Consider the following 13,109-nt stretch of genomic DNA (forward strand, 5'->3'; position numbering starts at 1 on the left):
TGCCATTGGTTGGCGAGATAGGCTAAATACCGCAGGTTCCGAAGCTTCCAAATATTCGAGGAATTCCATCGTGCAGACGAAGCAGACGTCCTTTTTGTCCGGACTGAGTCGCGGCCGTTTCCTGGCCGTCGCGCTAGGCCTTGTCATGGCCATGTCGCCATCGCTCTCTGCGGCCAATCCGCGGATTGTCGTCGAGGTCAATTCCGGGCGCGTGATCGAGCACGAGGACGCTTTCCGCAAGTGGTATCCCGCGTCGCTGACGAAGCTGATGACCGCCTACACCACGTTTCGCGCGGTGAAGTCCGGCCGGATTTCGCTCGAAAGTATCGTCACGATGAGCAAGAAAGCCGCCGATCAGCCGGCGAGCAAGATGTATTTCAAGCCGGGTGCGCAACTGACGCTGGACAGTGCATTGAAGCTGCTCCTGGTGAAATCTGCCAACGACATCGCTGTGGCGGTCGCCGAGACGGTCGGCGGATCGCTCGATAATTTCGTCGGCCAGATGAACTCCAATGCCGCCCGGCTCGGGATGAGCTCCTCGCACTTCGTCAATCCCAACGGACTTCCCGGGGCGGGACAATATACCACCGCTCGGGATCTTGCCGTCCTCGCCGTCGCGATTCGTCGCGAGTTTCCCGAGTATGCCGGTTACTTTTCGCTGGAGGGGGTGACGACCGGCAAGCGCACCTATCCCAACTACAATCTGCTGATCGGCCGCTTTGACGGTGCTGACGGCATGAAGACCGGTTTCATTTGTGCATCGGGCTTCAACCAGGTTTCGTCCGCCACACGGAATGGGCGGACCGTGATCTCCGTCGTGCTCGGAGCAGACAGTCTCGGGGCACGTGCTGATCTTTCTGCCGACCTGCTCCAGAAAGCGCTGACCACCCGCTCGGGCGCGAGCGTCACGCTCGAAACGCTTGCGCCCTACGGTGAGGGGCGTGATCAGGTGGCCGACATCAGCAGCGACATCTGCTCTCAGACGGCGCGCAAGGAACGCAGCGAAGGACGCGACGAAGAAGGTCGCATGAAGCTCTTCTCGCCCTATATAAGAGAGATGGATCGGCCGCCGCGTGCGGTGTTCGCAGGCCTCCTGCCCGGTGGTGAGGTGTCCGCCCAACCGGCGTCTGCGAGCAACACCATCGCGAACGTACCGATCCCCATCCCGAGGCCCAATTTCTGATCCGAAGGGGTCCAGCATGCCGTCCATGAACGAACGCATTCCCGTTTCCATCCTCACGGGGTTTCTCGGTGCGGGTAAATCGACCTTGCTCAACCGCATTCTCAAGGATCCGGCAATGCGGGATGCGGCGGTCATCATCAACGAGTTCGGCGAGGTCGGTATCGATCACATGCTGGTCGAGTCTTCTAACGACGCCATTATAGAGCTCGCCGACGGCTGCCTCTGCTGTACGGTACGGGGGGAACTCGTGGATACGTTGGCGGCGCTTGTCGACGGAATGCAGACCGGCAAGATCAGGCCGGTATCGCGCGTTGTTATCGAGACCACGGGCCTCGCAGACCCCGCTCCCGTCATGCAATCGGTGATGGGGCATCCCGTGATCGCCAGCTGTTTCGATCTGGAGGGGGTGGTCACCGTTGTCGATGCCGTGAACGGCCTTTCGACCCTCGACAATTTTCCCGAAGCCGTCCGGCAGGTCGCCGTGGCTGATAGGCTGGTCTTGACCAAGGCGTCCCTTGCCTCTGCCGAAAGGCTGCCCGAATTGCAGAGCCGTCTTGCGACGCTCAATCCACGGGCGCCGATCGCCGATGGCGACCATGGCGAGGTCGGGACTGCGGCGCTTTTTTTCAACGGGCTCTACGATCCGGTGACGAAAATTCCGGATGTCGACCGTTGGCTCAGCGGCGAGACGGCCGAACACAGTCACGCACACGGGCACCATGACGGACATGATCATTCTCACCACCACGATGCGCATCATCACGACGTAAACCGGCACGGCGAGTCGATCCGGTCCTATTCGATCGTCCATGATGGGCCGATCAACCCCGCCTCGCTGGAGATGTTCGTCGATCTCCTGCGGTCGGCACACGGCGAGAAGCTTCTGCGAATGAAGGCCATCGTGCGGACGACCGATCAGCCGGACCGACCGCTGGTGCTGCATGGTGTCCAGGCCATCTTTCATCCGCCCTATCGGTTGCCCTCGTGGCCCGACCCCAACGATCGCCGCACGCGGCTCGTCGTGATCGCCAGGGACCTGCCGGAAACATATGTGCGGGAACTCTTCGATGCCTTCACGGGCAAACCGCAAATCGACAGGCCTGATCGCGCCGCGCTCGAGGACAATCCACTCGCCATTCCTGGTATGCGCATGTAGGGGCGGCTCTCAGCCCTTGCGAATGTGAAAGCGGTGGCTGGCTTCGTGTTTCTCGCTCGCCAGCAGCACGTGTCCGCCTTCGCTGCAGAAGTGGGGGATATCGATCACGGCGAGCGGATCGGTGGTCTCGATCCACAGCTCGGCACCGCTTTCCATGACGGAAAGTCGCCGCCGAGTCTTGAGCACCGGCAGCGGACATTTCAGTCCCCTGAGGTCGTAGATCGCGTCGGAGCCACTCACTTCTGCCAGAACTTCCAGAACGGCTTCTTGGGCTCCTCGGCAACTGGCGCCACCGCGGCCGGAGCGAGCGGGTTCGCCTGCGGCAGGGGCACGCTGGCCGTTTGCGCGACGTCGTCCGTCTTCGCCGAAGCTCGAGCGGAAGCTGCGGTTGCCGCGGGTGCGGTACCTGGCTTTGTTGCCGCGTCCTTTTCCGTAACGAGCTTTTCAAATTCTTCGATCTTCAGCAGCTTCCCGGCCTTGAGCGCAGAGCCCGTCGGTGCATAGGCGAGGTCGTGACCCTTGCGCATCTCGGCGACGAGAGCCTTGCGCTCTGCCTCCGTCGGGTCGTACCAGATCTTGCCGTCGTATTTCTTGGAGGCCTTCGCGAAGTCGCGCTCGTACTGTGTATTGTAAGACGCAAGCGCCACCTGCAGCGCAGGGGGTGCCGACATCGGCGGGCAGGCAGCCATAGCGTTGAGGGTCTTACCGTCCTCGACCTGCTGATTGAAGACGTATTTCTTGTCGCATACACCGACTTCAGGCGGACGTTTGGTGACTTCGAAATTGTCGTAGCCGACCTTCAGCATCTTCCAGAAATCGTAATACGGGCTGTGTTGATGGCGCGCCATGTTGTCGGCCGTCATGCGGAATGGGAAGGCCTGCAACTGAATCGTCTGCTGGCCGCCCTTGAACGCGTCGCGGGCAAACGCATAGATCTCCAGGATCTGCGCATCCGTCATCGAGTAGCAGCCCGACGAAGAACATGCGCCGTGAATCATGAGATTGGTGCCGTTGCGACCGTTCGCTTGGTCGTAGCGGTTCGGGTATCCCGTGTTGATCGCAAGGAAATACTTCGAGTTCGGATTCAGGTGATAAGGCGAGAGCGGATAGAAGCCCTCGGGCGCTTGACGGTCGCCCTCCTTGACCTTCGGGCCGAGGCGCCCCGACCACGCGCATATCTGGTATTCCGCGATCTTGTCGAAACGGTTGTTCGTCTTCGCCTTCCAGATTTCCAGAACGCCCTCTTCCTTGAAGATGCGCAAGGCAATCGGCGAATTCCGCTCCATGCCCTTTGCCTTCATCTCGCCGAGGACGCGCGAAGGCAGCTGGTATTCGACCTTGTTTTTGACGGTCGACGGGTCAACGACGCTGTCGAGCGTATCGTTGCAGCCTGTAAGCCCGATCGTGAGGGCAATCATCAGAAGAGCGGTTGGTTTCAAACGCATTCGGGATTCTCATCTCGAAAAAGGGGTGACGTCGCCGGTTATCGCGCGCTCGCCTAATATACGATCGCAACCTTCACAAATTGTAAACCATCACTGCGTTTCCCGCCGCGCCGACCGGTCGGCGCTAGCACTCAAAAAGAGCAGGATTATGGCTTCCAGAAGGGCCGTTACAGCGAGCGTCCGATATCGAGGAACTTCTGTCGGCGTTCCTGCCGTAGCCGGTCGCCCGACAGGCGACCGAGATCAGCCAGCGCCGAGGCGATGACGTCGCCGGCGCGGTCGATGACTGCATCCGGGTCGCGATGTGCGCCGCCGATCGGTTCCGGAATGATGCCGTCGACCACGTTCAATGCCTTCAGATCCTCGGCCGTGATCTTCATGTTTGTCGCGGCTTCCTTGGCCCGGGTCGAGTCGCGCCAGAGGATGGAGGCGGCACCTTCCGGAGAGATAACCGAGTAGATCGCGTGCTCTAGCATGTAGACACGATTGCCGGTGGCGATCGCAATGGCGCCGCCCGACCCGCCTTCGCCGACCACTACCGAAACGATCGGAACGCGCAGGTTAAGGCATGTCTCGGTGGAACGCGCAATTGCTTCCGCCTGCCCGCGTTCTTCTGCACCGATGCCCGGATAGGCGCCGGCGGTATCGATCAGCGTCACGACGGGCAGCCCGAAGCGGTCCGCCATTTCCATGATACGGATCGCCTTGCGATATCCCTCCGGACGGGCGCTGCCGAAGTTGTGCTTCAGACGTGACTTGGTGTCGTTGCCCTTTTCCTGGCCGATCACGACAACCGGATCGCCGCGAAACCGCGCGAAGCCAGCCTGGATCGCTGCGTCCTCGGCGAACTTGCGGTCGCCGGCGAGCGGTGTGAATTCGGTAAAGAGTCTCGCGGCGTAGTCGACGAAATGGGGACGCTGCGGATGGCGGGCAACCTGCGTTTTCTGCCAGGCGTTGAGCTTGGAGTAGATTTCTTCCATCGCTTCACGTACGCGAACCTCGAGCCGAGCGATCTCCTCGGACGTGTCGATGCTCTCATCTTCTTCCGCAAGCTTCTTCAGCTCGTGGATCTTGCCTTCCAGGTCGGAGATAGGCTTTTCGAAATCGAGATAGTTATGCATTGAAACGCTTTCCGATCGTTATGCGCTTGCTTCAGGGCGCGTGGCACCGGCGTTGCCGGTCCTAATCGTGGTTTTTCGCCATTTTGGCAAGAGGGTGATGCGTCTGAACCAGCTGCTGCAGGCGTTCATCGAGCACATGTGTGTAGATTTGGGTCGTCGAGATGTCCGAATGACCGAGAAGCTCCTGAACCACGCGGAGGTCTGCACCGTTGGCGAGGAGGTGGCTGGCGAAGGCGTGGCGCAGCACGTGTGGAGAAATGGCCGCCGCGTCGAGGCCGGCGCGGGCCGCCAGACCTTTCAAGTCACGCGCGAAGACCTGACGCGGCAGATATCCTTCCTTGCTCGCGGCCGGAAACAGCCAGGAAGTCTTCTGCGCTCTTTCTTTCGTCGTACGCGCCAGCTCGTCGCCATAGGCCCGGACTGCCGCGATCGCGCTACGCGACAGCGGCACAAGCCGTTCCTTCGCTCCCTTCCCGCGGATCACCAGGAAACGCCCCTCCTGGGCCAGCACCTTCGCCGGCAGCGCGACAAGCTCGCTCACTCGCATGCCTGTCGCGTAGAGAAGCTCGAGCAGGGCGAGCATACGCAATTTCGCCAGTTTTTCGGGTCCGTCGATTTCGCTCTCCCGCTGTGCGAGCGACAGCAATCCTTCGACGTCATCGACCGAAAGTGTTTTTGGAAGTGCCCGCGCCTTCTTCGGTGCATCAAGAATCGAGGTTGGGTCGTCGGTGCGGATGCCTTCGGCATACAGAAACTTGTAGAACTGGCGCATCGCCGAGAGACGGCGCGCCTGAGAGGTTTCCATGAAGCCTCGCTTCGCGAGATCGGCGAGATAGGCGGCGAGGTCGGCGGATTTTGCCTCCACCACGCTTATCTTGCGCGGCGCAAGATAAGACCAGAGATCCTCCAGGTCGTGCTCGTAAGAGGCAAGCGTGTTGCCTGCAGCGCCCCGTTCGGCGCTCATCATCTCCAGAAACGCCTCGATACGTGCTTTGCTGAGATTGGACACGGGCAGTTTCCTGTTTGTCTCGGCTCGGCCTACTCTTGGGCCGGGTTGACCCGCTCGGAAGGAATCCGGACCGTGATCTCCCGCTCTTTCGGCTCCACGAACAGGACGAGCGCGTACATTGTTCCGTAAATCATCGCGGCGATTGTCGCGCAGAAGAACAGGAAACGGAACAGTGTCGGCATCGGCTCCTCCCTCGTCCGCGGGCGCCCTTTCTATATGAAGGGGGCTTGGACACGTTGCAAGCCCGTGGAGGTGCCTCTTTCGGTCGCTGTGGCTTGACGCTCGGCCCGCATTTGTCAATACCGTTCTCAAAAGAGACGCGAACAGGCTGATGACCGATTTGACCCCACCCGTTGCCCCGTCGCTGAGCGCGCGAGCCCGCGCAGCGCTCGGGCGCAGAAATTTGGTCTTCGTCGGACTGATGGGCGCCGGGAAGTCGGCGATCGGTCGTATGACGGCCTCGCAGCTCGGCCTTCCCTTCGTCGACACCGATGCCGAAATCGAACGGGTCTCGCGGATGACGATCAGCGAACTCTTTGCCGCTTATGGGGAAGGGGAGTTTCGCGAACTGGAGACACGTGTCATCAAACGTCTCCTGAGAACCGGCCCGCGCGTGATATCGACCGGTGGCGGCGCCTTCATCAACGAAAAGACGCGCAAGCAAATCGAACGGGGCGGGATCTCGCTCTGGCTCAAGGCCGACCTGGATGTGCTATGGGAGCGGGTCAACAAGCGCGACCATCGCCCTCTGTTGAAGACGGAAAACCCGAAGCAGACGCTCGAGAACCTTATGAGCCAGCGCTATCCAGTTTATGCGCTCGCCGACATGACCGTCCAGTCGCGGGACGAGCGCAAGGAGATCATCGTCGACGAGGTACTCGCGGCGATCGTGGAATACTGTACCAAAGGCCATAAGTATGAGTGAAGTTGAGAGTTCTGAACGTCTCGTTCATGTGCCGCTCGGTGACCGGGCCTACGACATCCTGATCGGGAGTGGCCTGATTGCGCGGGCGGGTGGCGAGATATCTACCCGTATCAAGGGACGCAAGGCCGCAATCATCACCGATGACCATGTCGGCCCTCTCTATCTCGACGCGTTGATGGACAGCCTGCAAACCGACGGGATCGAGGCCGTGTCGCTGAGCCTGCCAGCAGGCGAGAAGACCAAGAGCTTCGAACATCTGATGCGGGTCTGTGATGTCCTTCTCGAGGCGCGGATCGAACGCAACGATGCCGTCATCGCGCTCGGCGGCGGCGTCATCGGCGACCTGACCGGCTTTGCCGCCGGGATCGTTCGCCGGGGTGTTCGTTTCGTGCAGATTCCGACCTCGCTTCTGGCGCAGGTAGACTCCTCCGTCGGCGGCAAGACCGGCATCAATACCCGCCAGGGCAAGAACCTCGTCGGCGTGTTCTATCAGCCGGATCTCGTGCTTGCGGATACGGCGGTTCTCAACAGTCTGAGCAAACGTGAATTCCGGGCCGGCTATGCCGAAGTGGTCAAGTACGGCCTGATCGACAAACCGGACTTCTTCGACTGGCTCGAACGAAACTGGAAGGATATCTTCTCCGGCGGTGAGGCGCGTGCCGAGGCGATTGCCACGAGCTGCCGCGCGAAGGCAGAGGTGGTTGCTGCCGACGAGCGCGAACTCGGTCGCCGCGCGCTGCTCAATCTCGGCCATACCTTCGGTCACGCACTCGAGGCGGCGACCGGATACGACAGCAAGCGTCTCGTCCACGGGGAGGGGGTTGCGATCGGTATGGTGCTGGCGCATCAGTTTTCTGCGCGACTCAACCTGGCGAGCCCGGATGACGCCGAGCGAGTAGCGGCCCATCTCAAAGCCGTCGGCCTTCCGACCACGATGGGGGATATTGAAGGCGAGCTTCCTCCGACCGATATATTGATGCAGGCGATCGCCCAGGACAAGAAGGTCAAGGGCGGCAAGCTCACATTCATCCTGACCCACGGCATCGGCCAGTCGTTTGTTGCCGATGATGTCGCGGCCTCGGAGGTGTTCAGCTTCCTTCAGGAGAAACACCCAGGATAATCGGTTCCTTCCGTCGCGCCCGATTTACCGCTCGCGCTGGCTCCTCCCGCTCTTAAGTGGGCGGCGAAATGGCGGCGATCCCGGAGAAATGCCGCGGATCGAAGTCGCTGTGTCTGCGTTTACCAGCGTGTCTCTTCGCCGGGAGCGGCAGCCTCTATGGCGAGGGCATGGAGGCCGGCGTCGAACTCCGCTGCCAGGAGGTCGGTAATGGCCCTGTGGCGGGCGACACGGCTCATTCCGGAGAATGCGTCGGCCACGATACGGATACGCATGTGCGTCTCGCCGGATCCGGTCATGCCGGGCTGATGTCCGGCGTGCTGCATGCTTTCGTCGAGCACCACCAGGCGCTCGGGGTGAAAGGCGTCGACGAGCTTGGCTTCGATTGTTGAGCGGACCGACATTAAGGCTATCTCCGACTTTGCTGCGAGAGCGAAAAGCCCTCACAAAGCCAAGAACATTCTGATTTGTCAATTCTTGCCGCGAGGCAAGCGGAACCCCATAATTCGATGATGAACCTCGACTCAAAATACTTCGATCGCATCCGCACCCATCGCAAGAAGGAGCAGGATGCCGGTCCTGCCACGCCGACGTGCCAGTGGGACGGCTGCGAGAAGGCTGGAGTTCATCGCGCACCGGTTGGGCGCAATGCCGAGGGGCAGTTTTTCCTGTTCTGCTTCGAGCACGTGAAGGAATACAACAAAGGATACAACTACTTCTCAGGTTTGTCGGACAACGAGATCGCCCGCTACCAGAAGGAGGCGATCACCGGCCATCGTCCAACCTGGACGGTCGGCGTCAACAAGGCGGCGCGGAACAGTCCGCTGCATTCGACGTTGCGGTCCGGAACGGCCGGCACGCATTCGCAGGTCAAGGACCCCTTCGGGTTTGTCGGGCAGTCCCGCGGCGCAGGTGCGCGCTTTCAGCCGCAGGCCAGAAAACTCAAGAGTCTCGACGCGAAGGCGTTCGATACCTTGGGCCTGCCGGAGAACTCGTCTGCGAGCCAGATCAAGAGCCGCTACAAGGAGCTTGTGAAAAAGCATCACCCGGATGCAAATGGCGGCGATAGGGGCTCGGAGGACCGTTTTCGCGCTGTTATCCAAGCGTATCAACTGCTAAAGCAGTCTGGCTTCTGTTAGTCGAAAACGCTACGAAATACGCATTCTATATGCAGCCGGTCGTCGCCGCCCGGCATGGAGAGACGATGAGCAAAATTGACCTTGATGTGTCCAATCTTCCTGACACGACCATTTCGGTCCGGGAAGTGTTCGGAATCGACAGTGACATCCGTGTCCCGGCCTACAGCACCGGCGACGCTTACGTGCCGGACCTCGACCCTGACTACCTGTTTGACCGCGAAACGACGCTGGCGATTCTTGCCGGTTTTGCGCATAACCGCCGCGTGATGGTGTCGGGTTTTCACGGGACGGGCAAGTCGACCCACATCGAGCAGGTCGCCGCGCGTCTCAACTGGCCTTGCGTCCGCGTCAACCTCGACAGCCATGTCAGCCGTATCGACCTCGTCGGCAAGGACGCGATCGTCCTGAAGGACGGCAAGCAGATCACCGAATTCAAGGACGGCATTCTGCCGTGGGCTTACCAGCACAACGTCGCGCTCGTGTTCGACGAATACGATGCCGGTCGTCCGGACGTGATGTTTGTGATTCAGCGGGTTCTGGAATCGTCCGGTCGCCTGACGCTCCTCGACCAGAGCCGCGTCATCCGTCCTCATCCGGCATTCCGTCTGTTCGCGACGGCCAATACCGTCGGCCTCGGTGACACGACGGGCCTTTATCACGGCACGCAGCAGATCAACCAGGCACAGATGGACCGCTGGTCGATCGTGACCACGCTCAACTATCTGCCGCACGACAAGGAAGTCGATATCGTGCTTGCCAAGGTGAAGAGTTTCGCCTCGACCGAAGCGGGTCGCGAGACCGTCTCGCGCATGGTGCGGCTTGCCGATCTCACCCGCTCGGCGTTCATGAATGGCGATCTCTCGACCGTCATGAGTCCGCGCACCGTGATCACCTGGGCGGAGAACGCGGAGATCTTCGGCGACGTCGCATTCGCCTTCCGTGTCACCTTCCTCAACAAGTGCGACGAACTCGAGCGTAATCTCGTCGCGGAGCAGTACCAGCGCGCATTCGGCGTCGAACTGAAGGAGAGCGCCGCGAATATCGTTCTCGGTGCGTAAGGAAGCATTCTGACGATGGCAGGACCGGGCGACAATATCAGGGCGAAGTCAGGCTCGGCGGCGGATACGGAACCGCTGCGTCGGGCGATCACCGGGTGTGTCCGCTCGGTGGCCGGCAACGGCGAGGTCGAGGTGGTCTTCGCCAACGAGCGCCCGGGCCTCGCGGGCGAGCGCGTGCGCCTGCCCGAACTCTCCAAGCGTCCGACGGCGCACGAGCTCGCGGTGACCCGCGGGCTGGGCGATTCCATGGCGCTGAGGCTCGCCTGCCATGACCAGAAGGTCCATACCGCAATGGCGCCGCAGGGCGTCGATGCCCGCGCGGTTTTCGATGCCGTCGAGCAGGCGCGCGTCGAATCGATCGGCGCGTTGCGGATGCGCGGCATGGCCGAGAACCTCCAGACGATGAATGCGGAGAAATACGCCAAGGCGAACTTTTCCGGTGTCAGCCGGCAGGAGGATGCCCCGCTCTCCGAAGCCATGGCCATGCTGGTGCGGGAAAAGCTGACGGGCGAGAAACCGCCGGAAAGTGCGGGCAAGGTTCTCGATCTCTGGCGTCCCTTTATCGAGGAGAAGGCTTCGAGCGAATTCGAAGGACTGAGCAGCGCCATCAACGACCAGCAGGCGTTCGCGAGAGTCATGCGCCATATCCTCAGCGCGATGGAAATGGCCGAGGACTTTGGCGACGAGTCCGAGGAGAGCGAGCAGGACGACACGACCGACGAGGACCAGCCGCGCAGCAGCGAAGAGGATCAGGAAAGCGCCGAGGAAGAAGCCGGGCAGGACTCTGCGCCTGCGGAGGAGAGTGAAGCCTCCCAGGAGCAGATGGACGAAGGCGAGATGGACGGCGCCGAGATCTCCGAAGACGAGATGATGGACGAGGGCGACGATGATTCCGAAACGCCCGGCGAAATGCGTCGTCCGGCGAGCCCCTTCGACGATTTCAACGAGAAGGTCGATTACCGGATCTACACAACGGAATTCGACGAAGTCATAACGGCCGAGGAGCTTTGCGACGAGGCGGAACTCGATCGGTTGCGTGCCTTCCTCGACAAGCAGCTTGCGCATCTGCAGGGTGCCGTCGGACGCCTTGCGAACCGCCTGCAGCGTCGCCTCATGGCGCAGCAGAACCGTTCCTGGGACTTCGATCTCGAAGAAGGCTATCTCGACACTGCTCGCCTGACGCGGATGGTGATCGACCCCATGCAGCCGCTCTCGTTCAAGATGGAGCGCGACACGCAGTTCCGCGACACCGTCGTAACGCTGGTCATCGATAATTCCGGTTCGATGCGTGGACGCCCGATCACCGTGGCTGCGACCTGCGCCGACATCCTCGCGCGCACACTCGAGCGCTGCGGTGTCAAGGTCGAGATTCTCGGCTTTACGACCAAGGCCTGGAAGGGCGGGCAGTCCCGCGAGAAATGGCTCGCAAACGGCAAGCCGCCGACACCGGGTCGCCTCAACGATCTCCGTCATATCATCTACAAGTCAGCCGATGCACCGTGGCGCCGTTCGCGTCGCAATCTGGGCCTGATGATGCGTGAGGGTCTGCTCAAGGAGAATATCGACGGCGAGGCGCTGATGTGGGCGCATAGCCGCTTGCTCGGCCGCCGCGAGCAGCGAAAGATCCTGATGATGATTTCCGATGGTGCGCCGGTGGACGACTCGACGCTGTCGGTCAATCCGGGCAACTATCTGGAGCGGCATCTGCGTGCCGTCATCGACCAGATCGAAAGCCGTTCGCCCGTCGAGCTGCTGGCGATCGGCATCGGGCACGACGTCACCCGGTACTACAGCCGTGCGGTGACCATCGTCGACGCCGACGAGCTGGCGGGTGCGATGACCGAGCAGCTTGCGGCGCTTTTCGAGGACAAATCCCGCGCCCCACGGGGCGATCGCTTGCGCCGTGCGGGCTAAACCTTCAATCTTCGTACAGATCGGTGCCGCCCTTTTTGTCGGGGCGGCGCTCATGGTTCATGACGGCGTGGCCGAGGAGCCCAAGCGCATCGCAGTTGCGAGCGAGCCGATCCGCTTCTTCGACCGTGCGTCGCATGCCACGCGTTTCGGGTCACTTGAATTTCTGGGTGGACTGGAATTGTCCTCTGCCGAGATGGCGTTCGGCGCCTGGTCCTCTGTCCGCTTTCTTCCGGATCGGCGGCATTTTGTCGGCGTGCTCGATACGGGGCACTGGCTGAAGGGCGAAATCCAGCGCGACGGCGAAGGGCGTCTCTCGGGCGTGGACGACGTGTGGCTGACGTCTATGAGGGATGTCGACGGTAGCTACAACCAGAACAAATGGTCTGTCGACGCGGAGAGCCTTGCGATCCGTGGAGACGAAGTGGTCGTGAGCTATGAGCAGCGTCACCGCGTTACCGTCTTCTCGCCGCTTTCCGAGTTCGAGACGGCACTGCCCGGCGAATCCCTGCCCCTGCCGTTCCCGACTGATGAGCTGCGCAACAACGGTGGATTGGAGACACTTGCGCTGTCGCCGCTTGCAAGCCCTCTCGGAGGCGCTCTGGTGGCTGTGGCGGAGAAGAGTCGCAATCGGGATGAATACCGCCTTGCCGGTATCCTCGACGGTCCATTGCGTGGCGCCTTCCGCGTGAGAACGAGCGACGACTTCGACGTCACGGATGGGACTTTTCTTCCCGGCGGAGACCTGCTCTTGCTCCAGCGCCGCTTCAATCTCGCCGACGGCGTCGGAATGCGCATCGTGAGGGTATCCGGTGATGCATTGAAACCCGGAGCCGTCGTCGAGGGTGACACGATCCTTGAGGCGGATCTCGGTTACCAGATTGACAACATGGAGGGGATCGACGCGGTTCAGGCCGAGGATGGCTCCGTGCATCTCTTTATGGTGTCGGACGACAACCATTCGCTCCTGCAGCGAACGCTGCTTCTGGAATTCCGTCTCGTCGAATGAAAAGTGGCCGCGCGGCATCAGCCGGCGGCCATCTCT

At 61.2% G+C, this 13,109-nt stretch carries 14 protein-coding genes; 8 read left to right on the forward strand and 6 right to left on the reverse strand.

The window, feature by feature from the left end; genetic code table 11:
* The first annotated feature begins 70 nt into the window (after positions 1-70).
* Together H4I97_RS00660 and H4I97_RS00665 are read left to right on the forward strand one after the other, a co-directional pair.
* On the forward strand, positions 71-1,183 hold the full coding sequence (locus H4I97_RS00660) for a D-alanyl-D-alanine carboxypeptidase family protein (RefSeq protein WP_378143158.1): 1,113 nt from the start codon (positions 71-73) through the stop codon (positions 1,181-1,183).
* A gap of 16 nt (positions 1,184-1,199) precedes the next feature.
* On the forward strand, positions 1,200-2,339 hold the full coding sequence (locus tag H4I97_RS00665; protein ID WP_182306063.1) for a CobW family GTP-binding protein: 1,140 nt from the start codon (positions 1,200-1,202) through the stop codon (positions 2,337-2,339).
* Between the two features lie 9 nt (positions 2,340-2,348).
* On the opposite strand, the gene H4I97_RS00670 is transcribed toward H4I97_RS00665, so the two are convergent.
* From H4I97_RS00670 to H4I97_RS00690, 5 genes are all read right to left on the reverse strand, one after another.
* Entirely contained in the window at positions 2,349-2,579 is a 231-nt protein-coding gene (locus H4I97_RS00670) for a sulfurtransferase TusA family protein (protein ID WP_182306064.1), read from the reverse strand.
* The gene (locus H4I97_RS00675) at positions 2,576-3,784 is read right to left on the reverse strand and encodes a L,D-transpeptidase family protein (protein WP_182306065.1); all 1,209 of its coding nucleotides are present in this window, start codon (positions 3,782-3,784) and stop codon (positions 2,576-2,578) included. Before H4I97_RS00675 ends, H4I97_RS00670 begins: the two co-directional genes overlap by 4 nt.
* A 167-nt stretch (positions 3,785-3,951) precedes the next feature.
* Positions 3,952-4,905 (reverse strand): acetyl-CoA carboxylase carboxyltransferase subunit alpha, encoded by a 954-nt coding sequence (locus tag H4I97_RS00680; RefSeq protein WP_182306066.1) that lies wholly within the window; start codon positions 4,903-4,905, stop codon positions 3,952-3,954.
* Positions 4,906-4,966: 61 nt separating this feature from the next.
* Entirely contained in the window at positions 4,967-5,914 is a 948-nt protein-coding gene (gene xerD / locus H4I97_RS00685) for a site-specific tyrosine recombinase XerD (protein WP_182306067.1), read from the reverse strand.
* A 29-nt stretch (positions 5,915-5,943) separates the two neighbouring features.
* Positions 5,944-6,096, reverse strand: a complete 153-nt coding sequence (locus H4I97_RS00690; protein WP_182306068.1) for a hypothetical protein — start codon at positions 6,094-6,096, stop codon at positions 5,944-5,946.
* A gap of 149 nt (positions 6,097-6,245) precedes the next feature.
* On the opposite strand from H4I97_RS00690, the gene H4I97_RS00695 reads away from it, so the two are divergent.
* Together H4I97_RS00695 and aroB are read left to right on the forward strand one after the other, a co-directional pair.
* On the forward strand, positions 6,246-6,839 hold the full coding sequence (locus tag H4I97_RS00695) for a shikimate kinase (protein ID WP_182306069.1): 594 nt from the start codon (positions 6,246-6,248) through the stop codon (positions 6,837-6,839).
* Positions 6,832-7,959, forward strand: coding sequence for a 3-dehydroquinate synthase (gene aroB, locus H4I97_RS00700; protein WP_182306070.1), 1,128 nt, complete (start codon positions 6,832-6,834; stop codon positions 7,957-7,959). Before H4I97_RS00695 ends, aroB begins: the two co-directional genes overlap by 8 nt.
* 119 nt (positions 7,960-8,078) lie before the next feature.
* On the opposite strand, the gene H4I97_RS00705 is transcribed toward aroB, so the two are convergent.
* The gene (locus H4I97_RS00705; RefSeq protein ID WP_182306071.1) at positions 8,079-8,360 is read right to left on the reverse strand and encodes a BolA family protein; all 282 of its coding nucleotides are present in this window, start codon (positions 8,358-8,360) and stop codon (positions 8,079-8,081) included.
* A gap of 108 nt (positions 8,361-8,468) precedes the next feature.
* Here H4I97_RS00705 and H4I97_RS00710 point away from each other — a divergent pair, with 108 nt between their 5' ends.
* The 4 genes from H4I97_RS00710 to H4I97_RS00725 all read left to right on the forward strand — a co-directional run bounded on the left by H4I97_RS00710 (position 8,469) and on the right by H4I97_RS00725 (position 13,073).
* Positions 8,469-9,095, forward strand: coding sequence for a J domain-containing protein (locus tag H4I97_RS00710; protein ID WP_182307501.1), 627 nt, complete (start codon positions 8,469-8,471; stop codon positions 9,093-9,095).
* Between the two features lie 65 nt (positions 9,096-9,160).
* On the forward strand, positions 9,161-10,153 hold the full coding sequence (cobS, locus tag H4I97_RS00715; protein ID WP_182306072.1) for a cobaltochelatase subunit CobS: 993 nt from the start codon (positions 9,161-9,163) through the stop codon (positions 10,151-10,153).
* 15 nt (positions 10,154-10,168) lie between these two features.
* Positions 10,169-12,067, forward strand: coding sequence for a cobaltochelatase subunit CobT (gene cobT, locus H4I97_RS00720; RefSeq protein ID WP_182306073.1), 1,899 nt, complete (start codon positions 10,169-10,171; stop codon positions 12,065-12,067).
* A 52-nt stretch (positions 12,068-12,119) separates the two neighbouring features.
* Positions 12,120-13,073: an esterase-like activity of phytase family protein gene (locus tag H4I97_RS00725; RefSeq protein WP_182306074.1), complete on the forward strand. Its 954-nt coding sequence runs from the start codon at positions 12,120-12,122 to the stop codon at positions 13,071-13,073.
* Positions 13,074-13,109: the final 36 nt, after the last annotated feature.

It is taken from the genome of Ciceribacter thiooxidans, from assembly GCF_014126615.1.
Lineage (GTDB): Bacteria > Pseudomonadota > Alphaproteobacteria > Rhizobiales > Rhizobiaceae > Allorhizobium > Allorhizobium thiooxidans.